We start from the raw sequence: 23,431 nt of genomic DNA on the forward strand, positions 1-23,431 counted from the left end.
CTCAGTCCTCCTCCTGGGAAGCGGCCTCCAGCGTGAGGGCCTCGAACTCGTCCACAGGGGTCCTCCAGGGGATGAGGCTCATGACGGCGGTGCCCAGGGCAACCACCAGCAGCATCCCCCATCCGAAGACCATGACGAAGCCGCTGGAGTAGGCCTCCGACTCATATCCCTCGGACAGGTACGTCCACAGGGTCTGGATGAACATGTACCCCAGCAGGACGGGGACGACGGCGCCGACGAGGAGCCTCCACCACAGGCCGATCATCCGGGACTCGGAGACGGCGTTGAGGTGGTCCTGAAGCAGCTTCGTGCGCCGCAGCAGCCAGGCGACCACCACGCACATGATGATGGCCGAGGCGACCACGCCGATGTTGTTGATGAAGGCGTCCACGACGTCGAGGTCCGGCAGGCCAGAGCTGGTGGCGAACAGGACGAAGGACAGGATGGCGGCCGGGACGCCGACGACGAGGGAGGCCGCCTTCGGAGTCAGGTCGAGCTTCTCCCCCACACCGGCGGCGACCACCTGGATGATGGAGATGAAGGAGGTCAGCCCCGCCATGGAGAAGGAGGCGAAGAAAAGCACCCCGAAGAGCGCGCCTCCGGGCATCTGAGCGATGACGGTGGGGAAGGTGATGAAGGACAGGGAGGGTCCGGTGATCTTCATCTCGCTGATCCCGACGTGCTGCGTGTGCGCCATGAAGCCGAGGGTCGCGAAGACGCCGATCCCTGCGAACAGCTCGAAGGAGGAGTTGGCGAAGCCCGCCACGAGACCGGTTCCCACCAGGTTGGAGCGGCGCCGCTGGAGGTAGGAGGCGTAGGTGAGCATGATGCCGAAGCCCACGGACAGGGAGAAGAAGATCTGCCCGAAGGCCGCCATCCACACCTGGTAGTCCAGCAGGGCGGACCACTTGGGCGTGAACAGGGCATTGAGCCCCTCCCCCGCGCCCGGGAGCAGGAGGGCGCGCACCACGAGGCCGGCAAACATGATGACCAGCAGCGGCAGGAAGATCTTGTTGGCCTTCTCCACACCTCCACTCACGCCCAGGGCGGTCACCACCAGGCCGAAGCCCCATACGAACAGCAGCGGCAGGGCCACGCCCATGACGACTGACGGCGAGTAGGCGACCTCGGAGCCGAGCCGGTCCATCCCGATGTAATGCTGGAAGAAGCCCGCCGCGTCGTCGCCCCAGGCGATGTTGACCGAGAAGAACATGTAGCGCAGGGACCAGGCCACGACCACCGCGTAGTAGGTCATGATGACGAAGCAGATGAAGACCTGGAACCATCCCAGCCACTCGAGCCTGGCGGACAGGCGCCTGAAGGCCGCCGGTGGCGAGCCCCGGAAGCGGTGCCCCAGGGCATAGTCGAGGAAGAGGATCGGCAGCCCGGCCGCCAGCAGCGCGATGACGTAGGGGACGATGAAGGCGCCGCCGCCGTTGGTGTAGGCCACCCCTGGGAAACGCCAGATGTTTCCCAGGCCGATCGCCGAGCCGATGGCGGCGATGAGGAAGCCGAGCTGCCCGCTCCACTGCTCGCGCGGGGGAGCCTGAAGAGACTCGCTCTCCCCTGTCTTGGAGGACATGAGTACCTTCCGTGATATGACGAATGCAGGCGGCCCAGGGGCCACCTCTTCCTGCGGACTGGTCGCAGGCCCTTTTGTCGTTGGACGCTAGTCGAGCGACCACGATATGTCGTCTGACGTCCACGATACGGACAGTTGTCAGGGTGGTCGCTTGTCTTTTCTCACGCGATCCATGCCACACTGAACACTACTGTTCACACCTGACTCACCACCCCGAGAGGACCCCCATGGCCACCCCTCACATCGCTGCAGAGCCCGGAGACTTCGCCCCCGCCGTCCTCATGCCCGGCGACCCCAAACGGGCCCAGCGCATCGCCGAGCTCCTCATGGATGACGCTCGTCTCGTCACTGACGTGCGCGGGATGCTGGGCTTCACCGGGACCGTGAACGGCAGGCCACTGAGCGTCATGGGCTCAGGGATGGGGCAGCCCTCCTTCACCATCTACGCCACCGAGCTGTTCAGCCAGTTCGGGGTGAAGCGGATCATTCGGGTGGGCACTGCCGGCGCCCTGTCCCCGAAGGTCAAGGTCGGCGACGTCATCGTGGCCACCGGCGCCCACACGGACTCCTCCATGAACCAGCTGCGCATCCCGGGCGTCAACTTCAGCGCCGTGGCGGACTTCCGGCTGGCCGCGGCCGCGTACCAGGCCGCGCAGCCCGAGGGGGCTCAGGCTGGAGGAGCAATCCACCTGGGCACCGTCATGTCGCGGGACCACTTCTACTTCACCCCCCAGGGACAGACCGAGGCGCTGGCGAGCTACGGGGTCCTGGGAGTGGAGATGGAGGCCGCCGCCCTCTACGGGGTCGCCGCCGAGTACGACAAGCAGGCGCTGGCGATCCTGACCGTCTCCGACCACCTGCTGGACCACTCCAGCGACATGAGCGCCACCGAGCGCGAGACACGTTTCACAGACTCCCTGCGCCTGGCCGTGGCCGCCGCGCACAGCTGATCGGCGCACGGCCTTCGGGCTTGCCGGCCTGTCCGGGCGACCCGGGCAACAGCGACTCCCCTGAGGCGGGGCGGGCACAGCTCGCCCCGCCCTTGACATCAGTGCCCTCCACACAGCGGAAAGTCCTCGACCACACTCGCGCAGGACTGCCTTACCTGCGAGGAATAACGAAAGTCGACGGCACACAACCCCGACTTTCCCCGAGGGCCGCAAACAGACCTGAACACCTTCACCTTGGCCGCTAAAACGGCGTCATTTCAACGTTCTTTGACATGCTGGGAGGCAGGGCAGGCTGTCCTTCGTTGCCGGGGAGCAGATGCGGATTTACGTTATTCATGTCCGCAGCGCACATCCGCTCGAAAGGAAAAGCATCATGTCCGTCACCAAGATCTCCTCCTGCACCACCACCTCCTGCGCCTTCAACAACGGCGGCTGCACCGCCTTCGCCATCACCGTCGGTGGCGACAACGGCGCACCGGCCTGCGACACCTTCATCAGCCTCGACGCCCGCGGCGGCCTGCCGGTGGCAGAGGGCCACGTGGGTGCCTGCCAGCGTCTCGAGTGCGTCCACAACAAGGACCTCATGTGCACGGCTGAGGCCGTGACCGTCGGGGGCGACACCGCCGCCTGCACGACCTACGAGGTCCGCTGACCGGAAGGCTCTCCAGCTCGAGCGGCTGGGGGCCAACGGGGGATGCCACCACATGGTGGTATCCCCCGTTTCGGTATTCGCGGCCAGCTGGTCGTAGCCGCGGCTGAGCTGACAGCCTCAGGGCCGGGTCAGGCGCTGCGGCAGAGCGTGAGAGGCCAGCTTCTCCAGGGCCGGCCCCACCTCGCCGGCGTCGGCCAGTGCCTGCCCGAAGGAGACCACGAGTGTGGTGACCTCCTCACCGGTGATGGACATGAGGGTCACCCCGTGAGCATCGACGTCGACGCACAGGGTCCTGTCCCACAGCGTCGGGCACACCCCGACGGCGGGGCGGGAGGAGCAGATCCATCCGGGCATCTGTCCCTCGCGCACGGCCTCGCACACAGCCCGCAGACCGAGCTGACCGACGGCGCTGACCGCCTCGTGGGCGTCCATGATCTCCTGGGGGCTCCAGGAGGCCGAGGGCGCCGCAGCGGCATCGGCCGAGTCGATGTCGAGGATCTCCTCGATGTCGTGGCTGGAGACCCCGGAGACGCAGTGAAGCATGACCCGTTCACAGGTGATGACGCCCAGCCGGCCGCCGGGACCCGCGGCGATCTCCCGGACCCGCTCGAGCGGATCCTCCCCGACGATGGCGCAGTGGCAGGCGGAAGCCCGAGAGGAGGCCAGCAGCAGGGCGCGGTCCTCGCCCTCGACCCAGGTCAGGCTCCCCAGCAGGTGAGCGGTGGCAGCCGTGATGCGCACACCGGGCTCGGCGGCGTCGAGAGTGACATCGAGTCGGATGTCGACGGCGACGTCGTCGGGCGCGATGGCCAACGGGGTGCCCTGGGGAGGACATGCGGCAACGAGGATTCGGCCATCGGCACGCAAGGCATGAGCGACGAAGGCGGCCGGCGCGGAGGGGTCGATGCGGTAGGCCGTTACCGCCGCGCTCCCACTGCCGGCCAGAAGACGCCGGGCCGTGCGCCGGGCACGCTGCATGATGTCGGGAACCTGAACGGACGTCACACGCTTACCTTCCTACCGTGTTGCCGCACGTGGGGGCGGGTGCTCCGGGCAACATCTGAAGGTGAGGCTACCCTCAGAGTGCCCGATGGGCCAGTTCCTTGCTGAAACCCGCACGTGGAGCGTGTCTCAGCGAGCCAGCCCGGGGAAGAGGTGCTGGATCCCGACGACGATCATCTGCACCGCGATCGAGGCCAGGATCATGCCCATGAGTCGGGTCATGATGGTGCGCATCGTCATGGACAGGCGAGCACCGATGCTGGCTGAGAAGTAGAGAACGATCCCGAGCGCCGCAAGGACAGCCACCAGGGCAGCTGCGACCGCCGCATGTCCACCCAGCCCCCGGGCCTGGGACTGGATGACGATGATGGTTGCGATCGTTCCCGGCCCCACGAGGATGGGGAAGGTCATGGGATAGAAGGCGACATCGTTCCCACCACCGGCAACGACGTTGTGCTGCGCCTTCTCCTGCGTACTGCCCTCGTGAGCACTGGAGCCGCCGCCATTGAGCATGGACAAGGAGATGATGAGCAGGACGATTCCGCCCGCAATCCGGAAATCGTCGACGCCGATGCCGAAGAATCTCAGGATCGTTGCCCCCAGGAGCAGGACGACGGCGCACATGACGGTGGAGGAGATCGTGGTACGAACTGCTGTGCGCCGCTGGGTCGCAGCATCCTGTTCCTGGGTGAGGCTCAGGAACAGGGGCAGGTTGACAAAGGGGTTCATGATTGCGAAGAAGGCGCCTAGCGCCTTGATAAGCACAGCAGTAGCCATCTCCACATTGTGCCGCACGCGGCGATGGCGGACAAAGAAACAAAATGGCCCTCGCCTCATGGCGGGGCCCCATATTGCTGGTGTGGTGGAGCTAGGGGGATTCGAACCCCCGACCTCTTCCATGCCATGGAAGCGCGCTACCAACTGCGCCATAGCCCCGTGACGGGTGTCCCACCCGGCGTTCACTCCGAGGGGATCGTGGAGCTAGGGGGATTCGAACCCCCGACCTCTTCCATGCCATGGAAGCGCGCTACCAACTGCGCCATAGCCCCGTTCGGGCGTCGCTCGCGTGCGGCGACGCGGATAACTGTATGAAGTTCGGACCCGTCAGGGCAAATCCGCACCACGTGCGCTACCTCACCTGCTCAGCCCAGGATTCTGCCCAGCGGACTGGAGTCCACCGGTGGTCCGGCATTCCACGTCACCACCGCCCAGCCCGGAGGCCGTTTGTTGGTCCGCAGGAGTGCGTAGCAGCAGTTGCTTATGCCACGCAGGCCGAACCACTGCTGGGCGTCCATCCCCAGCAGGTAGGTGGCCCCCAGGTTGGTAGCCGCTCCGTGGGAGACGGCCACGATGATGTCGTCCTTCTGGGAACCTGCGACGATGGCCTTGAGCGCCTCCCCCACTCTCTCGGCGGTTTGACGGCGCCCCTCGATCCGGAACTGAGGGAGGTCTCCCCCGGCCCGCCAGGTGGCGTAGTGCTCCGGCCACTGCTTCTTGATGTCAGCGGCCTTGAGGCCCTCCCAGTCCCCGAAGGACTTCTCCGCCAGACCCTCATCGATCTCGACGCTCAGTCCGGTCAGCGACGCCAGCGCCTCGGCCGTGTCCCGCGCCCGAATCAGCGGGGAGGAGACGATGCGAGTGGGCCCCAGGGCCGCGATGTCCTCGGCGGCACGCCGAGCCTGGTCACGACCGGTCTCATTAAGAGGGACGTCAACCTGGCCCTGAATACGCCCTTGACTGTTGTAGTCGGTCTGACCGTGGCGCCACAGAATGAGATCCGTCATGACGCGGTGGTCTCCCGACCGCCGAGGGAATCACCGTCCTGGCTGCCCTCATGCGCCAGGTCCGCCGGCAGCTCGATGGCGGGGCAGTCCTTCCACAGGCGTTCGAGCGAGTAGAACTCCCGGTCCTCGTTCTGCAGGACGTGAACGACGACGTCGCCGTAGTCCACCAGGACCCAGTGGGCGTCGGCGAAGCCCTCCCGGGTACGGCGCTTGGCCCCGGCTCGGTGCATGGCCTCATCGACTGCATCGACGATGGCGTGGACGTGGCGGTCGTTCGCCCCGGAGGCCAGCAGGAAGACGTCGGTGAGTCCCAGTCGCTCGGAGACGTCGATGGCGGCGAGGTGCTCAGCCTTCTTATCGGCCGCCGCGCGAGCGGCAGCGATCGCCAGGCCGGTGGCGTGTTCAGTGGCGGACACGGATCTCCTTCGGGAGGGTCAGTCGGACATCATGCGGCAGCGGCGACTGTACCGTGCCCACCTCCGTCAAACGAGCTGACGGATCCACTCCCCCGCACCGACGCCGGCTGCCATGGCGCTCGTACCACCGCCGAGCTTGCCGTTGGAGATCAGCAGTGCCAGGACAACAGCGATGATAATCAGCAGCAGGACGATGATGAGCGCTGCCATGAGGATCTTGCCGGTGCGCGAGGAGGCGCCGGGCTGCTCCATCGGCAGGACGTGATCCGGGGTGGGAACCCTTCCGGTCACCTCGTTGACGGGAGCCAGGTAAGGCTCCTCAGGGACCTCGGCAGCCGGGGCCGCCACGGAGTCCCACTCGGAGGCCCCCATCGGACCATTGCCGTTCTCGACCTCGTCGCTGTAGAAGGCGTACGGGCTGACGGCCTCGCCGGAGACGGCTGCGGTCTCTGCCGTCCCGTCGACGATCGCCTCCTGGAAGCTACCTGCCTGCGGGGGCTGATGCAGCGACCTCCACTGCGGGGCCCCGGGCGCACCGAACTCGGAGTCCTGTGCCCCCTGAGTCGAGGGTGCCGACGTCGACACCACCATGGTCTGCGCCTCAATGTCGACCTCGACCTCGGCGTCGTCCTGCACCATCGGCTCCTCGATGGAGGGAGCGCCGTAGACATCCTGCACGTCGGCGGCCTCCTGGGCGGACGGCGAGCTGTCCACGGGCTGGACCGAGCTGAGCTCTCCCGTGGAGGCGTTCACGGTGCGCACACCCTGAGCAGCAGCCGGAATCCGCACGATGGGTCGGCGCACCGAGCCGGCGGAGGACGCCGAGCCGGCGCTGACCCCGCTGCGGGAGGGCTCGGCGCTCCGCGTGGCACCAGCCTGCCCGTAGGCGGCGACGTCGGCAGCGCCGGGGGCGGTTGCGGAGACGGCGGGAACAGCGGAGGCGGCGCTCACGGCCTCGACCGCCGAGGAGGACTGTGAGGAGGCGCCCCCGTCGTCCTGGGCCAGCGGCTCGAGACCCTCCCGGTAGTCGTAGGGGCTGGTGGCGGGCTCCTCGGTCTCAGCGTCACCGCTCACCTCGACGGGGCCCTGAGACTCATTGTCCTGTGGGCTCTCCGGTTCGTCCGCCTCGGAGACGGAGCCACCTTCAAGACGGTCCTTGAGTGAGAAGCGGGTGGGGACCGGCGCCGGCTCGGAGCTGGCGTTCGCGGCCCAGTGAGCGTCGTAGTCGAGGGTGGCCACCGGCAGGTCGACGGCCTCCATCAGGCCCGTCTCGATCTCGGAGATCGCCACGGCCTCGGCCGCCGACAGCGAGCGCCAGCTCGGAGCAGAGGCGGCCGACCCCTCGGGGACGGACATGCTCAGGGGCGGGTTCTGCCCGCCCTGCTCGAGATAGTCACCCCCGTCCAGGGCGGTGGGCTCGGCCGGCTCCCCCGGCCCGGACTCGGCCTCGTCACCGGAGGTGGCGGAGGAACGGGAGGTGACCGACGAGGGATCGGCAAGAGGATCCTGGAGCGCCTGCGCCTGCTCAGGGGTGATCTCGCCCGCCTCGACGGCAGCCCTGAGCGCCTTGGCCTCCTCGCGCAGACGCCGCATCTCACGCCGGGTCAGGAGCGGCTGCTGACCGGTCAGGATCGCCTCGCGCTCCGCGGCGCGCTCCGCCTGCCGGATTGCACGACGACTACCGCGTGGAGCGTGCTCATCTGGCGTCGGCTCCTCGGACGTGGGGGCATTGACGCCGGTCTGCTCAGTGCTCACCGTCGTTCTCCTTCCTCAGGGACTGCTCGCGGGCCACTCTCGCCGTCATCGACGTCGCCGACGCCGGCCGCAAGGCCATACGATAGAGCCCGTACTTGCGTATGTACTGCACGACACCGTCAGGGACCAGGTACCACACCGGAGACCCCTCCCCGACCCGCTGGCGGCAGTCAGTCGACGAGATCGCCATGGCCGGCACCTCGACCAGCGAGATCCGGTCACGGGGAACCCCGGAGTCACTGAGGACGTGCCCGGGACGCGTCACCCCCACCAGATGAGCCAGGTCGAAGATCTCCTCACTGTCCTTCCAGGTGAGGATCTGCGCCAGCGCGTCGGCTCCAGTGATGAAGTACAGCTCCGCGCCCGGGTACTCGGCCGCGATGTCATGAAGGGTGTCGATCGTGTAAGTCGTCCCACCCCGGTCGATATCGACCCGGGAGACCGTGAACCTCGGGTTGGAGGCCGTGGCGATCACCGTCATGAGATACCGGTGCTCAGCCGGGGAGACCTTGCGCTCCTTCTTGAAGGGCTGGGCCCAGGTGGGCACGAAGATGACCTCGTCGAGAGCGAAGACGTTCTGAACCTCACTGGCTGCGACCAGGTGCCCATGGTGGATCGGATCAAAGGTTCCACCCATGATGCCGATGCGAAGCGGACGAGCAGACAGGGTCACGCGCTGCGCCTCGCTTCTCTCCTGGGGGACACGTTTGGTACTCCTCAACCGGCTTGGACAACTGCAGTTGGCGAACATACTGCCACGGCCTGCCCCCATTGTGGGTCTCCGCAACGCCATAAGCGAGTTATCAGCCAAGGGCGCAGAGACACGAGGCGGCATTCGGGCTGCTGTCAGGCTACTTCCAGTCGGCCAGTGCGCGCCCCGCCGCCCCCAGCGCCGGCGCGGTCGCCCCGAGCCGGGCCGCCACCAGTCGCGGTGCCGGCAGGTCGCCCACGAGATCCGCCACCCGGCCTCGCAGAGGCTCCAGGAATGCAGCCTCGTCCGCCCGCATCAGCTCGGAGTTGACGACGACGTCGAGGGGGCCGAGCAGGCCCACACCCTGAGCGATGAGCTCAGCCAGGCAGTCCAGGCCGGTGTCCCAGACACGGCGCGCCTCCCGGTCCCCCGAGGCGATCGCGCCCAGGAGGGACTCCAGCCCCGTGGCGCACTGGGCGAATGACTCATCGGAAGCGTCCTCGCAGCCGCCCGGCTCCGGCGCGGCGGAGCCGGAGCCGAGGGAGTCGGCAGAGTCATCGAGCATGCCGGCGGTGTGCCTCCTGACCATTGCGCACACCGAGGCGACATCCTCCAGGCGGGCCCGCTCCCCGCTCCAGTCCGGATCGGGAACCAGAATCCGACCGACCTGACCGGCCCAGCCCTCACCGAGCACCGGGGCTCCGCCCAGCAGGACGGCGGAGGAGATCCGCTCGCCGACCGCCAGATAGAGGCAGTTCCTCCCGGCCGCGCCCCACTGGCTCTCGGCCCAGGCGCCGCAACCGGCATCCTGATAGAGCCTCACCTCAAGGCCTCCGGAGAGTCCGGGTGACCCGGAGGCCTGAGACGACAGCGACCGTCTCACCAGACTCGCCAACGGGGCGTCCTGCAACCCAAGAGTCTCGCTGCGACGCACACGCCCCTCGTCCTCATCGACGACACCGGGCACACTGACCCCGACGACGAGGGCCGCTGCCCCGGACACCTCACCACTGAGGTCATCGGCGAGGCCCGCGCACAAGGACTGGATCGCGCTCCCGATCTCCTGGGCCAGCCGGTCGGCGTCTGCGCGGCACTGCCTGGGAACCGGCCGCTCCACGGAGGAGATGACACTCCCCCGGCCATCAGCGACAACCGCAGAAACGGCGTCGGCACTGACATCGACCCCTATGGCGACGACGCCCTCCCCACGGCGGAGGGGCTCGGCAAGGTCAGCGGGACAACCCATATCTTCTCTGTTCTCGGAGGCGGGATGGCGAGCCCACGGGGCCACCACTCCACACAATGACGTGATTGATGTCGACGACAGTAGCAAGGTTTACATCGCGATGTGTCGCCCTCAGGAGGCAACTGGGGACATCCCTGAACTATGCTGACGTCGGTACACCGACTACCTGCCGCACGGTCACTAGAATACGGCAAGTGGTTGATGCACAAATCAACCGTGCATCCCCTCCCAGCCCATCCCCTCTCCGTCCCGCACCACCCCCTTGACCCCCAGGAGGATCGAGATGTCTCGGCATGATCGCCATTCGGCCATCCTCGACATCGTCATGGACGAGGGCAGCGTCCATATCGACGACATCATCACGCGGCTGGGGGTCTCAGCGGCCACCGCGCGACGCGACCTCGACCACCTGGCTGACCAGCAGCTGGTCAGCCGCACCCGTGGCGGAGCCATCGCCAACCCCACCTCCACCGAGCCGCCTCTGCGCTACCGCACCTCCAAGATGGCCGATGAGAAGACCCGTATCGCCAAGGCGGCGGCCGCTCTGGTACACCCGGGCGACTCCATCGGTCTCAACGGCGGCACCACGACCACTGAGGTGGCGCGCGAGATCGCGCTCCTGCCGGCGCTGACCGATCCGGAGGTGCCGGTCACCCTGGTCACCAATGCCGTCAACATCGCCAACGAGATGGCCGTGCGCCAGTGCGTGCGCGTCGTCGTCACCGGGGGGATCGCACGAGCCCGGTCCTTCGAGCTCACCGGCCCTCTGGCCTCTCTCATCCTTCCCTCGATCAGTGTGGGCACGCTCTTCCTGGGAGTCGAGGGACTTGATGACAGAGGAGCCTACGCCCAGCACGACGGGGAGGCGGCCATCAACGCCGCACTGGTCGAGGCCGCCGAGCACGTCGTCATCGTGTGTGACAGCTCCAAGCTCGGCAGGACGGCCTTCGCCCTCATCTGCCCCACCTCCAGGATCGACACGGTCATCACCGACGACGGCGCCTGCGCCGACCAGGTCGAGGCCCTGCGACGAGCCGGAGTCCAGGTGCAACTGGTCTAGCATCCGACAAACCTGAGAGCTTTCTCATCCGCCCCTAATCGTCATCTTCTTCTGGCCGGTCAGGATCGTTTCAGAACGATCCAGAACCGACACCGGGAGAAGAGAGACGATCATGACGAGCGCTCCCCTACGCGTGGCCCTCTACAGCCACGATGCCAAGGGGTTGGGACACCTTCGCCGCAACCTCGCTCTGGCCCACCACCTGGCCCGGGCGCTGCCGGGGCTCACCGGCCGTGACGTCACCGGCCTGGTCATCACCGGGTTGACCCCGGGCCAGGAGTACCGCCTCCCCGACGGCTTCGACTGGCTGGTGCTGCCGGGGATCAAGAAGTCCGAAGGCATCTACCAGCCCCAGCGCCTGCGCATCACCCACGAGGACCTGGGCGAGGTCCGTAGCGCTCTGCTGAACGGCGTCCTGAGCACCTTCGCCCCGGATCTGCTCATCATCGACCGACACGCCTACGGGGTGCACCAGGAGCTGCGCGAGCCCCTGACTCACCTGCGCCGCACTCACCCCACCGCGCGCGTGGTGCTCGGTCTGCGCGAGGTCCTGGACACCCCCGCAACCGTGCAGCGCGAATGGGATGAGCTCGGCGAGGCCGACACGTTGCGCCGGCTCATCGACGAGGTCTGGGTCTACGGGGACGCCGCGGTCCACGACCTGAGCGCCACCGGCGAGGCCCCGCCTGCGCTGGAGGAGCGGATGCACTACACCGGTTACCTCGCCCACGGTCGCGACATCGCCGAGCCCAGGGACGGTTCCGAGGCCTCACCCGCTCTGGCCGGTAACGCCCTGGACCCCGAGCCCTTCATCCTGACGACCGCCGGTGGCGGCTGCGACGGCATCAACCTGCTGCGTGCCGCCGCGCAGGTACGCGTCCCTGACGGCTACCGGCATGTCGTGGTCACCGGCCCCCAGCTCGACGCCGCCCTGTTCCACCAGGTCGCTCAGGCGGCCGGTCCCCGCACCGTGGTACGCCGGTCCTGGCCCGGCATGAGCCGCCACATCCAGCAGGCCGCTGCGGTCATCGCGATGGCCGGCTACAACACGGTCACCGAGATCCTCGCCTCCCAGACCCCGGCCCTCCTCGTCCCGCGCGAGACGCCTCGCCTGGAGCAGTTCATCCGGGCCTCCGGCCTGAAGAAGGCAGGCGCCGTCGACCTGCTGAGAGTCACGGATCTGAGTGCCGCAGCGCTGGAGGACCGGCTCTCCGAGCTGCTGGGCGACCAGGAGGCCGCCCGTCACCAGCTGATGGGGCGACGTCGTCTGCGTCTGAACGGCCTGGCCACGGTCCCCCTGCTGGCCGCCGAGCTCATGGATCACCGACATGACGCACCCACCACGAGCCCGACCTACCTCACCAGCCACCCCACCAGCCTCACCAGGATGGAGATCCCCGCATGAATCCCCCACTCGACACCCACCAGCCCCACCAGGGCGCCCCCCGTATCGGATACGTCCTCAAGGTCTACCCCCGCTTCTCGGAGACCTTCATCGTCACCGAGATCCTGGCCCGCGAGGCCCAGGGCGAGGACCTGAGCATCTATGCACTGCGCCCCACCACGGATGCGCGCTTCCACCCCGAGATCGCCCGGGTCGCCGCCCGCGTCAACTGGGTGGGCCGACCGAACCGGGCCATCGACCTGTGGAGCCAGCTCACCGAGGGCCTGACTCGCCAGGAGGACCGCGAGCGCTTCGCCGTCATCATGCCGGTCCTGGCCGAGCTGCCCGGTGACGTGGTGGCCCAGGGCGTGGAGCTGGCGCGCCAGGCACGCCGGGACTCCATCACCCACCTGCACGCGCACTTCGCGTCCCTGGCGGGGCGGGTGGCGTGGATCGCCTCAGCCCTCACCGGCATCCCCTACACCGTGACCACCCATGCCAAGGACATCTTCCACGAGTCGGTGGACCCGGTGTGGCTGCGCCGGATCTGCGCCGATGCCCAGCGGGTCATCGCCATCAGCCGTTACAACGAGGACTACCTGGGAACTGTGCTGGCGGGCACGGGGGCCACGGTGTCGCTGCGTTACAACGCCCTGGAGCTGGATCGCTTCTCCTACCGTGCCCCGCAGCCGGTGTCCGCCACGAGGGCAGAGCCGCTGCGGGTGTGCGCCGTGGGTCGCCTGGTGCCCAAGAAGGGCTTCGCCGATCTGGTCGAGGCGGTGAGGATCCTGGTGAGCTCGGGGATCGACGTCGAGGTGGAGCTGGCCGGTGACGGCGATGAGCGTGAGCGCCTGACCGAGCAGATCGAGCGCCTGGGACTGGCCGACAGGATCCGTCTGCTGGGTCCGCTCACGCAGGCGGAGGTGCGCGAGCTGCTGGCGCGCTCGGACGTGTTCGCGGCGCCGTGCATCGAGGCGGCCGACGGCAATATCGACGGTCTGCCCACGGTGGTCCTGGAGGCGATGGCCTGCGGGACGCCGGTGGTGGCCACGGCGGTGTCGGGACTTCCGGAGGTGGTTCACGACGGCGTCACCGGGATTCTTCTTCCTCCGGGTGACCCGGCCTCGCTGGCCGTGGCCCTGCGCGGGATCGCACAGGGCGAGGTGGACATCGTCGCACTGTCGCGCGGTGCGCGGGCACTGATTGAGGAGCAGTTCGACTCTCGGGCCCAGGCCGCGGTGCTGGCCGCCTGGCAGTCGGGTCCCGTCCCGGCTTCCGGCGTGCGCCTGGCCGAGCAGGAAGGAGCCGCCTGATGCGCATCGCCTACATCTGCTGCGACCCGGGCATCCCGGTGTTCGGGACCAAGGGCGCCTCGGTGCACATTCAGGAGGTCGTTCGCGAGCTGCGGGCCGCCGGCCACGAGGTGGTGCTCTACGCCCTGCGCTCAGGCGAGCACGTGCCCGCCGACCTGGCCGATCTCGAGCTGCACCTGGAAGCGGTCGCCGACGTCGCCCCCGCTGAGCGGGAGCAGGCGCAGGTGCGTGCCGCCCAGAGGATTGCCTCGCGGGTCATCGCCGACGGCGCTGACCTGGTTTACGAGCGCTACTCCCTGTTCTCCACGGCTCTGGCCGACATCACGGCGGCCACCGAGGTGCCGGGGGTCCTGGAGGTCAATGCTCCGCTGATTGACGAGCAGCGTCGTCACCGCTCGCTGGTGGACGCCTCCGGCGCTGAGCAGGCGCTGCGCCGTCAGGTCGGGGCGGCGCGGGTCACGGTGTGCGTCTCGGACCCGGTGGCCGACTGGGTTCGCCGTCGCACCGCCGATATGCCGGACGCGGAGGCTGTTGCCGCCAGGGTCCACACGGTTCCCAACGGTGTGAGCGTGCGCCGCATCCAGCCTCAGCCGGCAGATCCCGAGCAGGTGGTCGTCACCTTCGTGGGGACGCTCAAGCCCTGGCACGGGGTGGCCGACCTCATCACGGCGGCGGCCCTGGCGCGTCAGCGGTGGAGCCTGCGGATCATCGGCGACGGACCCGAGATGGAGACGCTCCGTGCGCAGGCCGAACGCCTGGGGGTGGAGGCGGACTTCCGTGGGGCGGTCGCCCCTGAGGAGATTCCCACTCACATGGCGGGTTCGGCGATCGGGGTGGCTCCCTACCCTGATCTGGGGGGTCTGGAGCAGCAGTACTTCTCCCCCATGAAGGTCCTGGAGTACCTGGCCGCGGGGCTGGCAGTCGTGGCCTCCGACGTCGGTCAGATCCCCCAGCTGCTTGAGGAGGGATCGCAGCGCCACGGCGTGCTCGTGGCACCCTCGGACCCCACGGCGCTGGCCGCGGCCCTGGATGATCTGGCGGCCTCCCCCCAGCGGCGGGCCCGGATGGGGCGTAACGGTCGTCTTCTGGCTGAGGAGCGTCACTCCTGGAATCGGGTCGTCACCCGGATCCTGGGGCTGGCCGGCGTCGCTGAGGGTGGTGTGCGGTAATGGCTCCGCTTCCTCGTCGTCACGGGCGCAGTCGAATGCGCCACTCCCCCATGCGACAGACCCTGCGGCTGGTGGGCCCTGATGCCGCCCCGCAGTGGCGCCTCATGGCCGGCGGCACCGCGGTGCTTCTGGCGGAGGTGGTCTTCCGGGTGCTGGAGCCCTGGCCGCTGAAGGTCACCATCGACTCACTGGTGGCGGCGCTGGGCCGCCACACGGGCAGCGCCCCCGCCACGGTCTCCTCCCTGGTGGGGCTCGGTATCGCCCTGCTGGCGATCGTGGCCGGGCGGGCGGTGTGCAACTACCTGGCCACTGTGGCCTTCGCCCTGGTGGGCTCGCGCACCGCGGCCTCCCTGCGCAGCCGGGCCTTCCACCACGTCCAGGGCCTGTCCCAGCAGTTCCATGCCCGCAACCGCAGCGCGGACACGGTTCAGCGCCTCATCGCCGACGTCAACCGCATGCAGGAGGTGGCTGTCACCGCCGGCCTGCCGATGGCCGCCAACACCTTGACCCTGCTGGTCATGGTCGTGGTCATGGTGTTCCTGGACCCGCTGCTGGCCATGATCGTGCTCCTGGCGGTGGTGGCCTTCATGCTCGCCTCCTCGGGCAACTCGCGGCGGATCTCCGCGGCCTCCCTGCGCAGCCGCAAGTCGGAGGGGAACCTGGCCAACACGGCCCAGGAGGCGCTCGGCGCCATCAAGGTGGTCCAGGCCTACGGTCTGGAGCCGCTGCTGCATGAGCGTTTCACGGGCGCCAACTCGGTGTCCCTCAGTGAGGGGGTGCGCTCGCGCCGTATCGCCGCGCGCCTGGAGCGCTCCACGGACGTCATCGTCGGCGTGGCCACCGCCGTGGTCATGGTCGGCGGGGGCATCCGGGTCCTGAACGGCGCCATGTCGCCGGGGGATCTGGTGCTCTTCACGACCTACCTGCGCACCACCATGAAGCCGCTTCGGGACATGGCCAAGTACACCGGCCGCATCGCCCGGGCGACGGCCTCGGGTGAGCGGGTGGCCGACCTCATGGCGGTCAAGCCCGACATCGTCTCCCCTGCTGACGCCATCGTGCTGGACCGGGTCCACGGCATGATCCACTTCGACCACGTGCACGCCGCCTACGAGGGCCGCCCGGTGCTGCACGGTGTGAACCTGACGGTGGTTCCCGGTGAGCACGTGGCCCTCGTGGGGCCGTCGGGCTCGGGCAAGTCCACCCTGGTGTCCCTGGTGGTGCGGGCCCTGGATCCGACGTCGGGCACGGTGAGCCTGGACGGGCACAGCCTGAACGATCTCGATCTGCGGTTCCTGCGCTCGCAGGCCTCGGTCCTGCACCAGGAGGCGGTGCTGCTGACCGGCACGATCCGGGAGAACATCCGTCTGGGCCGGCCCAATGCCTCCGACGAGGAGGTGGAGGCGGCCGCGCGTGCGGCCCACGCCCACGAGTTCATCACCCAGATGCCCGGCGGCTACGACACGACCGTGGGCGAGCGAGGAGGCACCCTCTCCGGCGGCCAGCGCCAGCGCATCGCCATCGCTCGGGCGCTACTGCGTGACTCGCCGATCGTCATCCTGGATGAGGCGACCACCGGACTGGATCCGGCCTCGACGTCGGCAGTGCTGGAGGCGATCGATGAGCTGGTGGCCGGGCGCACGACCCTGACCGTCACTCACGATCCGCAGGCCGCCATGCGCGCCGACCGGGTGGTGTGGATCCAGGACGGGCGCATCCACCTGGAGGGCAGCCCTCAGGACCTCATGGAGTCCTCGGCCGACTTCCGTCGGTGGGCGAACAGCCACCTGGCGGACTCCTTCGCCCTGGTGGGGAGCGGATCATGACTCCTTCGCTCATCAAAGCGATGACCACGGCCGACGCCGTCGCCGCGGTCCTCGACGCCGATCGGCTCAGTGAGCTCCTTCAGCGCCCGGTGCGGGCCGCCAGGCTGCGCATCAAGCCTGAGGTCTCGGTCCTGGTCTCTCTGACGGACCGGAGCACCGGGCTCACCGCGGGCTGGGCCCGCTTGCTCTGGCCGGTCTCGCACTCCAAGGCCGCTCAGGCCGAGCGCCTGGCCGCCTCCCTGGGGCTGCAGCCCCCCGTCACCCGGTCCCTGGACGAGGGCCTGCTGCTGCAGTGCGGTGCGGTCCTCACCGACCCCAAGCTGGCTGAGCCTCTCGCCCAGGCCACGGAGCTGGGGGTGCTGGGCAGCTGGGAGGCCCGGGACGTGCTGCGCTACAACCCCTCACGGCGCCTGGTCCTCCGGGACGGCTCCACGGTTCTGCGGCTGCGAACCGGTGGCAGGGGACCTGCCGACGACGTCCACCGCGCCCTGTCCGGGCTCCTCCCGGTCCCCGGTCTGCTCGACTCACAGGCCGCGGCCCAGTGCGAGGGCCGTCTCAGCGTGCAGCAGTGGTGCGGAGACACGAACCTGGCTGACGTCTACGCGGACGACGCCGACCGGGCGGCCTCCGCTCAGGGCCTGAAGGAGGCCACCAGGCGTGTAGGGGCTCTGCTGGCCGAGCTGCACTCCTGCGCCGGGCAGCTGCCGGCGGACCTCATCGACCGGCTGCCGCATCAGCCTGCCGGCTCCCGGGAGCTGGCCGAGGTCCACGCCCGTCAGCTCGATGTCCTGGCGCCTGAGCTGGCAAGCCGGGTGCGGGCGGTGGGCGACATGCTGCCCTGCCACCTCCCCGGGACACCGGTTCTCACCCACGGCGATGCCTCCCCCGACCAGGTGCTCTACGAGTACTCGACCGGGCGGATCTGGCTGACCGACTTCGACCGGGTGCGCCTGGCGCCGGCGGCGACGGACCTGGGCTCCTACCTGGCGGAGGCACCGTCCTGTCAGCGGCATGCGCTGCTGGAGGGTTACGCCGTGCACCGGCTGGTACCGAGCGACGAGGAGCTGGGATGGGCGATCGCACTGTCGCGGCTGGCGCGGCTGGCCGACCCTCTGCGACGGGCCCACCCGTCCTGGCGTGAGCGCATCAGCGCGGACCTGGCCGCCATCGAGCGCATCGCCCGGTCGCCGGAGAAGGAGGCCGGCTGGGCATGACGGACACGACGAGCACAACACCAAGGACTGAGATGACACAGATGACGGAGGCGGCCGACATGCTCAGCACGCTGCGGGCCATCCCCGGGCTGCGACGGGCCTGGCCCGCCGGCCGGGACTCGGAGCCGGCGAGCGCGAGCATCGAGTGCGTCGACGGCCGGGGCCGCCTGCGCGCCGGGCACGTCACCGTGGGGAGCACCCCCGACCTGCTGTCCTACGCCAGTGACCCGGCCCTGCCGGCCCTGTCCAGGCAGCTGACCGGGAGACTCGTCGTCCACCGCGCCGGCCGCCGCGCCGTCGTCATGGAGGCCTCCCGGGTCCGCAAGATCGTGCGGCCCCACAAGGCCGCCTCCCTGGTGCGGGCCCACACGACCGCCGCCTCGGTGCTGCAGGTCACCGGTCTGCGCACCCCCAGGATCCTCGGCAACGGGGACGACGTCGTTGACCTCGAGCTGCTGCCGGGCCGCAGTCTCGATGAGCTCGGTGACGCCGGCCTGCCCGGGTGGAAGCGGTTCACGGAGGCCTGGTCGCTCCTGGGCGATCGTGAGGCGGACCTGCCCGTCCACGGGCCGCGTCAGGAGGCCCAGGTGCTGCAGCGCTGGCTGGCCTCCGCCCGCCGCTGCGGCCTCATCGACCAGCAGGATCTTCTGCACGAGCAGGTGGTGGACACCTGCCTGAGCCTGACAGAGGCGAGCGGGTTGCACGTCATCACCCACCGCGACCTCCACGACGGCCAGCTCCTGTGGGACGGAACCGACCTGTCCCTGCTCGACCTGGATACCGCGGCCATGGCCGAGGCGGCCCTTGACCTGGGCAACCTCTGGGCCCACGCGGATCTCATGGCGGTTCGCGGCCGGATCGGCCCCGAGGCCCACGCCCGGGTCCGCGGACTGCTCGACGACCTGGCCCGCGCACTGCCCGTGACGGAGCAGCGCCTGGAGACCTACTACCGCTCCTCAGCGCTGCGGCTCGTCTTCGTCCACTCCTTCCGGCCCGCCGCCCACCGGTGGCTACCGATCTGGGTGCGCCACTGCCTGGGAGACGCCTCCCCCTTCATGTCCCTGGACCTCACCAACGATTGGAACGACTCATGACCCCTCTTAAGCTCACCGTCATCGGCTGCGGATACCTCGGTGCCGTCCATGCTGCTGCCATGGCCCACCTGGGACACCACGTCCTGGGGATCGATACCCGACCCGAGCAGGTCGAGGCCCTCTCCCAGGGCCGCGCCCCCTTCTATGAGCCCGGGCTGCCCGAGCTGCTGGTCACCGGGGCCCAACAGGGAGACCTGCGCTTCACCTCAACGCCGACGCCGGCCGAGCTGGCCGAGGCCGACGTCCACTTCATCGCCGTGGGGACCCCACAGTCCACCACTGGCGGGGAGGCCGACCTGAGCCAGCTGTGGAGCGTGGTCGACATGCTTCACGACGCCCTGCCCGAGGGTGGGCGCAGCCTGGTGGTGGGCAAGTCCACCGTCCCGGTGGGCACCGCCCAGCAGGTGGCCGAGCGCCTGGCAGGACGCGCCCTGGTGCTGTGGAACCCCGAGTTCCTGCGCGAGGGCTTCGCCGTGGCCGACACCCTCCACCCCGACCGCATCGTCTACGGGGTCCCTGCCGATCCCGCCGACGCCCAGGAGGCCCAGGCCGTGCTCGACGCCGTCTACCAGGACCTGCTGGAGGAGGGCATCCCCCGGATCGTCACCGACTACCCCACCGCCGAGCTGGTCAAGACCGCGGCGAACTCCTTCCTGGCCACCAAGATCAGCTTCATCAACGCCATGGCCCACCTGTGCGACACCGCCGGGGCCGACGTCACCGTCCTGGCCGACGCCATCGGCCACGACCCGCGCATCGGTCGGCGATTCCTCCAGGCCGGCGTCGGCTTCGGCGGAGGCTGCCTGCCCAAGGACATCCGGGCGCTGCGGGCCAGCGCTGACCTCCACGGCGCCGTGCACCTGGCGGACCTGCTGGGCCGGGTCGACTCCATCAACCGCGAGCAGCGCGACCGGATCGTCGAGCTGGCCCGCACCCACGTGGGCGGCGACCTGTCCGGTCGGGCGATCACCATTCTGGGGGCGGCCTTCAAACCCCTGAGCGACGACGTACGCGACTCCCCCGCCCTGGACGTCGCCTCCCGTCTGGCCGACCTCGGGGCCGAGGTCACGGTCTGCGACCCGCAGGCCCTGCCCGTGGTGGCCCGCTCCCACCCCCACCTCACCTTGGAGGACGATCCCCGCGCCGCGCTCAAGGGAGCCGAGCTCGTCCTGCTGCTGACCGAGTGGGACCAGTTCGTAGCCCTCGACCCCGTTGAGGCCGCCACCGGCGTCGCCGAGCGCGTCATCATTGACGGACGCAACGCCCTGGACCCGGTGACCTGGCGTGAGGCCGGGTGGACCTACGCGGGAGTGGGACGCTGAATCGGGCCGCTCCCGGCTCCGCCCATGCCCGGATCCATGGGGCGGAGCCCAGTGGATCCGGGCACAATGGCGAGGTGACCTCACTGCTGCCCACTCGTACCGTCACCATCGGAACCCGCGTCATGTGGGCGATCGTGCTGGTGGCCGGCATCGCGCTGGTCATGTGCGGGGCGATCGTGTGGGCGCTGGGGCTCTCCAGCGTGTCGGCCGATGCCACCAACCGGCTCGAGCACAGCCGCGACCGGATCCGCCAGCTGGCCGCCGACAGGCAGGACCCCTCCAGCGGTCAGCCCCTGGAGGACGTCTCCGCGGTTCTTCGTACCCACATCCAGCGCACTGCCGAGGGGCGCGGTGAGGCCGAGCTCGGCTTCGTGGGCACCGATGCCAGTACGACGCTGACCTGGGTCTCCGCAGACAACGTCTCCTTCCGCCCCGAGCAGGACAAGGAGCTGCTCACTCGGGTCTCCTCCCAGGCCGCCGCCTCGGAGTCCGTCATCGAGACGGTGCGCACCCCCACCTCGAGCTACCGGGTCCTCGTTGTCCCGTTGCAGGGCGGCGCCCAGCGCGGCGCACTCGTGCACGTCATCGACCTCAAGGTCGCCGAGTCCCAGCTCCGGCGCACCATGGCCTTCTACGCGGCCGCGGCCGTGTTCACCGTCGCCCTGGTGACGGGTCTGGCCTGGTTCGCCGTCGAGCGGCTCCTGCGCCCCATCGAGCAGCTGCGCCGAGCCACCGAGTCCATCGGCGAGGAGGACCTGACCACCCGGGTACCGGTCAAGGGCCGGGATGACCTGACGGCCCTGGCCGCGGCCGTCAACCGGATGCTCGACCGGGTCCAGACCTCGGTGGAGGCCCAGCGCAACCTGCTCGACGACGTCGGCCACGAGCTGCGCACCCCGATCGCCGTGGTCCGCGGTCACCTCGAGCTCACCGACCCCGCGGACCCCGAGGACGTGCGCCAGACCCAGCTGCTGGCCCTTGACGAGCTCGACCGGATGGGAATGCTCGTGGGCGACCTGATCCTGCTGGCCAAGAGCGTCCAGAGCGACTTCGTCACCCCAGTGGACACGGATGTCGCCGAGCTGACCGAGCTGGTCTTCGACAAGTCCCTCGCCCTGGGTGAGCGCCGCTGGAAGATGGAGTCGGCGGCCTTCACCCGGGCCATGGTCGACCCCACCCGGATCACCCAGGCCTGGCTCCAGCTGGTGGCCAACGCGGTGAGGTACTCCGAGCACTGCTCCACCGTGTCCCTGGGATCGGCCGTTCGCGACGGCCACCTGCAGATGTGGGTCAGGGACGAGGGCATCGGGATCGCCCCCGAGGACATCGACCTGGTGCGCCAGCGCTTCAAGCGCACCGCCGGCGCTCAGAAGCTCGCCTCCGGAACGGGACTGGGGCTCAGTATCGTCGAGACGATCGTCGCAGCACACGGCGGGAGGCTGGACATACTCTCTGAGGTGGGCCGAGGATCGGTGTTCACCATGGTGATCCCTCTCAGGCCCCCCACCGCCGTGGCCTCCTCCCGAGGCGACGCCCTCACACCTGCCGGGGACTCGCTCCCCGCTCAGCCCCCGACAGCCTCCCGAAGGAGTCACTCACCATGAGCCGCATCCTCATCGTTGAGGACGAGCCCCGCATCGTCGCCTTCCTCACCAAGGGTCTCAAGGCGGCCGGGTTCACCACGCACACCACCGCCGAGGGCGGGCAGGCCGTGGCCCTGGCGGTCCAGGAGGACTTCGACCTCGTCATCCTGGATGTGGGCCTGCCCGACATCGACGGCTTCGAGGTGCTCCAGCAGCTACGCGGCCAAGGAGTGGGAACGCCGGTCATCATGCTCACGGCGCGCTCCTCGGTGGCCGACCGCGTCGCCGGCCTGGAGGGCGGCGCGGACGACTACATGCCCAAGCCCTTCTCCTTCGAAGAGCTCCTGGCCCGCATTCGGGTACGGCTGCGCCCGGATGCCACCGGCCCCGACCAGATGCGCCTGACCCACCGCGACATGGTTCTGGACCTGCGCACCCGCACCCTGACACTGGAGGGCAGGACCGTGGAGCTCTCCGCCAGGGAGTTCGCCCTGGCCGAGACCTTCATGCGCCACCCCGGTCAGGTCCTCAGCCGCGAGCAGCTGCTGAGCGCCGTGTGGGGGCTGGACTTCGACCCCGGCTCCAACGTGGTTGAGGTCTATGTCTCCTACCTGCGCAACAAGCTGGGAAGGCAGCGGGTGGAGACCGTGCGCGGCATGGGCTACCGGCTCATCTGATCCGCGACGCCGGCCGTCTCGTCAGCCGTCCGCTCAGTCATCGATGTCGCGGTCGTCGTCATCGGCTTCCTTCACACCGTTCCTGGCCGGCTTCTTGTCGTCGTCATCATCGTCCACCTCGGTGCGTCCGGGGGCGGCCGGTGCGGCGGTCCCGGCCGGGGCGGCCGGTGCGGCGGGGGCCGGCTGGCGATGGCCGTGGTCGACGGCGACAGGCGGGTCGGGCTCCACCGCCTGAGGCGCGTGCCCCTGCGTCGAGGAGTCCGATGAGGTCGAGGAGTCCACCTCGGAGCCGCCGGACTCGTGCCGGGTGGAGCCGGCACCGCCGCCGGCAGTCGAGCTCTGCGTGGCCGTCACGGAGGACTGGGACGAGGTGACCCGTGGGGTTGCCGTCAGGACGATTCCCGGTTCCTTCGCGGACTCGGCGGGGTGGGAGAAGACCATGCGGGTGACTGCGAGCAGGAGACCCGCGGTCACGATGACAACGGTGGTGGCCACGACGCGGCCGCGTCCGAAACGATGCAGCAGACTCGCCATTCCAGCGTCCCCCTTCTCCCCGGCTCTGGCTTGACGGGACCTGCCCGACTTTTGTCGACCGTAACATGAATAAGAGGACAAAGCACCGGAGCACGACGCCGGGGAGTGACAGAACTGATCCGCGGGCTTGTCGCAATCAGCACAACTCCGCGGCGCCCGGCATCGCTCGCGGGTGCG

At 69.2% G+C, this 23,431-nt stretch carries 21 protein-coding genes and 2 tRNA genes; 12 read left to right on the forward strand and 11 right to left on the reverse strand.

Going from position 1 to position 23,431, the window contains the following annotated elements:
• Window position 1 precedes the first annotated feature (1 nt).
• A complete protein-coding gene (locus AB7V09_RS05070; protein WP_419143114.1) occupies window positions 2-1,582 on the reverse strand; it encodes a sodium-dependent transporter in 1,581 nt (526 codons plus the stop codon).
• A gap of 227 nt (window positions 1,583-1,809) precedes the next feature.
• Between AB7V09_RS05070 and deoD the strand changes: the two genes are divergently transcribed.
• Window positions 1,810-2,532, forward strand: a complete 723-nt coding sequence (deoD, locus tag AB7V09_RS05075; protein WP_419143115.1) for a purine-nucleoside phosphorylase — start codon at window positions 1,810-1,812, stop codon at window positions 2,530-2,532.
• 373 nt (window positions 2,533-2,905) lie between these two features.
• Window positions 2,906-3,184, forward strand: a complete 279-nt coding sequence (locus tag AB7V09_RS05080) for a DUF1540 domain-containing protein (RefSeq protein WP_004565152.1) — start codon at window positions 2,906-2,908, stop codon at window positions 3,182-3,184.
• A gap of 117 nt (window positions 3,185-3,301) precedes the next feature.
• Here the strand turns inward: AB7V09_RS05080 and AB7V09_RS05085 are convergent, their stop codons facing one another.
• From AB7V09_RS05085 to AB7V09_RS05125, 9 genes are all read right to left on the reverse strand, one after another.
• The gene (locus AB7V09_RS05085) at window positions 3,302-4,189 is read right to left on the reverse strand and encodes a hypothetical protein (RefSeq protein WP_271289260.1); all 888 of its coding nucleotides are present in this window, start codon (window positions 4,187-4,189) and stop codon (window positions 3,302-3,304) included.
• Between the two features lie 126 nt (window positions 4,190-4,315).
• Window positions 4,316-4,963 carry a MarC family protein gene (locus AB7V09_RS05090; RefSeq protein ID WP_419143116.1) on the reverse strand — a complete coding sequence of 216 codons (648 nt, stop codon included), beginning with the start codon at window positions 4,961-4,963 and terminating at the stop codon, window positions 4,316-4,318.
• A gap of 83 nt (window positions 4,964-5,046) precedes the next feature.
• Window positions 5,047-5,122 (reverse strand) — tRNA-Ala (locus tag AB7V09_RS05095).
• A 40-nt stretch (window positions 5,123-5,162) separates the two neighbouring features.
• Window positions 5,163-5,235: transfer RNA gene (locus AB7V09_RS05100), tRNA-Ala, on the reverse strand.
• Window positions 5,236-5,328: 93 nt separating this feature from the next.
• A complete protein-coding gene (locus AB7V09_RS05105; protein ID WP_419143117.1) occupies window positions 5,329-5,970 on the reverse strand; it encodes a histidine phosphatase family protein in 642 nt (213 codons plus the stop codon).
• Window positions 5,967-6,386: a ribosome silencing factor gene (gene rsfS, locus AB7V09_RS05110; RefSeq protein WP_004565156.1), complete on the reverse strand. Its 420-nt coding sequence runs from the start codon at window positions 6,384-6,386 to the stop codon at window positions 5,967-5,969. Before rsfS ends, AB7V09_RS05105 begins: the two co-directional genes overlap by 4 nt.
• A gap of 66 nt (window positions 6,387-6,452) precedes the next feature.
• A complete protein-coding gene (locus AB7V09_RS05115) occupies window positions 6,453-8,141 on the reverse strand; it encodes a hypothetical protein (protein WP_279014662.1) in 1,689 nt (562 codons plus the stop codon).
• Entirely contained in the window at window positions 8,131-8,814 is a 684-nt protein-coding gene (gene nadD / locus AB7V09_RS05120; protein WP_009405885.1) for a nicotinate-nucleotide adenylyltransferase, read from the reverse strand. The genes AB7V09_RS05115 and nadD overlap by 11 nt, the downstream gene beginning before the upstream one ends.
• A gap of 178 nt (window positions 8,815-8,992) precedes the next feature.
• Complete coding sequence (locus tag AB7V09_RS05125) at window positions 8,993-10,078, reverse strand: ROK family protein (RefSeq protein ID WP_419143118.1); 1,086 nt, start codon at window positions 10,076-10,078, stop codon at window positions 8,993-8,995.
• Between the two features lie 283 nt (window positions 10,079-10,361).
• Here AB7V09_RS05125 and AB7V09_RS05130 point away from each other — a divergent pair, with 283 nt between their 5' ends.
• The 10 genes from AB7V09_RS05130 to AB7V09_RS05175 all read left to right on the forward strand — a co-directional run bounded on the left by AB7V09_RS05130 (window position 10,362) and on the right by AB7V09_RS05175 (window position 22,720).
• Window positions 10,362-11,138 (forward strand): DeoR/GlpR family DNA-binding transcription regulator, encoded by a 777-nt coding sequence (locus AB7V09_RS05130; protein WP_419143119.1) that lies wholly within the window; start codon window positions 10,362-10,364, stop codon window positions 11,136-11,138.
• A 112-nt stretch (window positions 11,139-11,250) separates the two neighbouring features.
• Window positions 11,251-12,543, forward strand: coding sequence for a glycosyltransferase family protein (locus AB7V09_RS05135; RefSeq protein ID WP_009406101.1), 1,293 nt, complete (start codon window positions 11,251-11,253; stop codon window positions 12,541-12,543).
• Window positions 12,540-13,835 (forward strand): glycosyltransferase, encoded by a 1,296-nt coding sequence (locus tag AB7V09_RS05140; protein WP_419143120.1) that lies wholly within the window; start codon window positions 12,540-12,542, stop codon window positions 13,833-13,835. The genes AB7V09_RS05135 and AB7V09_RS05140 overlap by 4 nt, the downstream gene beginning before the upstream one ends.
• The gene (locus tag AB7V09_RS05145; RefSeq protein WP_419143121.1) at window positions 13,835-15,004 is read left to right on the forward strand and encodes a glycosyltransferase family 4 protein; all 1,170 of its coding nucleotides are present in this window, start codon (window positions 13,835-13,837) and stop codon (window positions 15,002-15,004) included. Before AB7V09_RS05140 ends, AB7V09_RS05145 begins: the two co-directional genes overlap by 1 nt.
• A gap of 50 nt (window positions 15,005-15,054) precedes the next feature.
• The gene (locus AB7V09_RS05150) at window positions 15,055-16,830 is read left to right on the forward strand and encodes an ABC transporter ATP-binding protein (protein ID WP_419143122.1); all 1,776 of its coding nucleotides are present in this window, start codon (window positions 15,055-15,057) and stop codon (window positions 16,828-16,830) included.
• A complete protein-coding gene (locus tag AB7V09_RS05155) occupies window positions 16,827-18,044 on the forward strand; it encodes a phosphotransferase family protein (protein WP_419143123.1) in 1,218 nt (405 codons plus the stop codon). The genes AB7V09_RS05150 and AB7V09_RS05155 overlap by 4 nt, the downstream gene beginning before the upstream one ends.
• 32 nt (window positions 18,045-18,076) lie before the next feature.
• Window positions 18,077-19,138 carry a phosphotransferase gene (locus tag AB7V09_RS05160; protein WP_419143124.1) on the forward strand — a complete coding sequence of 354 codons (1,062 nt, stop codon included), beginning with the start codon at window positions 18,077-18,079 and terminating at the stop codon, window positions 19,136-19,138.
• Window positions 19,135-20,460: a UDP-glucose/GDP-mannose dehydrogenase family protein gene (locus tag AB7V09_RS05165; protein ID WP_309341864.1), complete on the forward strand. Its 1,326-nt coding sequence runs from the start codon at window positions 19,135-19,137 to the stop codon at window positions 20,458-20,460. Before AB7V09_RS05160 ends, AB7V09_RS05165 begins: the two co-directional genes overlap by 4 nt.
• Before the next feature lie 74 nt (window positions 20,461-20,534).
• On the forward strand, window positions 20,535-22,064 hold the full coding sequence (locus AB7V09_RS05170; protein WP_419143125.1) for a sensor histidine kinase: 1,530 nt from the start codon (window positions 20,535-20,537) through the stop codon (window positions 22,062-22,064).
• Window positions 22,061-22,720 carry a response regulator transcription factor gene (locus AB7V09_RS05175; protein WP_419143126.1) on the forward strand — a complete coding sequence of 220 codons (660 nt, stop codon included), beginning with the start codon at window positions 22,061-22,063 and terminating at the stop codon, window positions 22,718-22,720. Before AB7V09_RS05170 ends, AB7V09_RS05175 begins: the two co-directional genes overlap by 4 nt.
• A 33-nt stretch (window positions 22,721-22,753) precedes the next feature.
• On the opposite strand, the gene AB7V09_RS05180 is transcribed toward AB7V09_RS05175, so the two are convergent.
• On the reverse strand, window positions 22,754-23,254 hold the full coding sequence (locus AB7V09_RS05180) for a ubiquitin carboxyl-hydrolase (RefSeq protein WP_419143127.1): 501 nt from the start codon (window positions 23,252-23,254) through the stop codon (window positions 22,754-22,756).
• Window positions 23,255-23,431: the final 177 nt, after the last annotated feature.

Source organism: Actinomyces sp. SKVG-SVH-4(1) (assembly GCF_048514265.1).
Classification (GTDB): Bacteria; Actinomycetota; Actinomycetes; order Actinomycetales; family Actinomycetaceae; genus Actinomyces; species Actinomyces oris.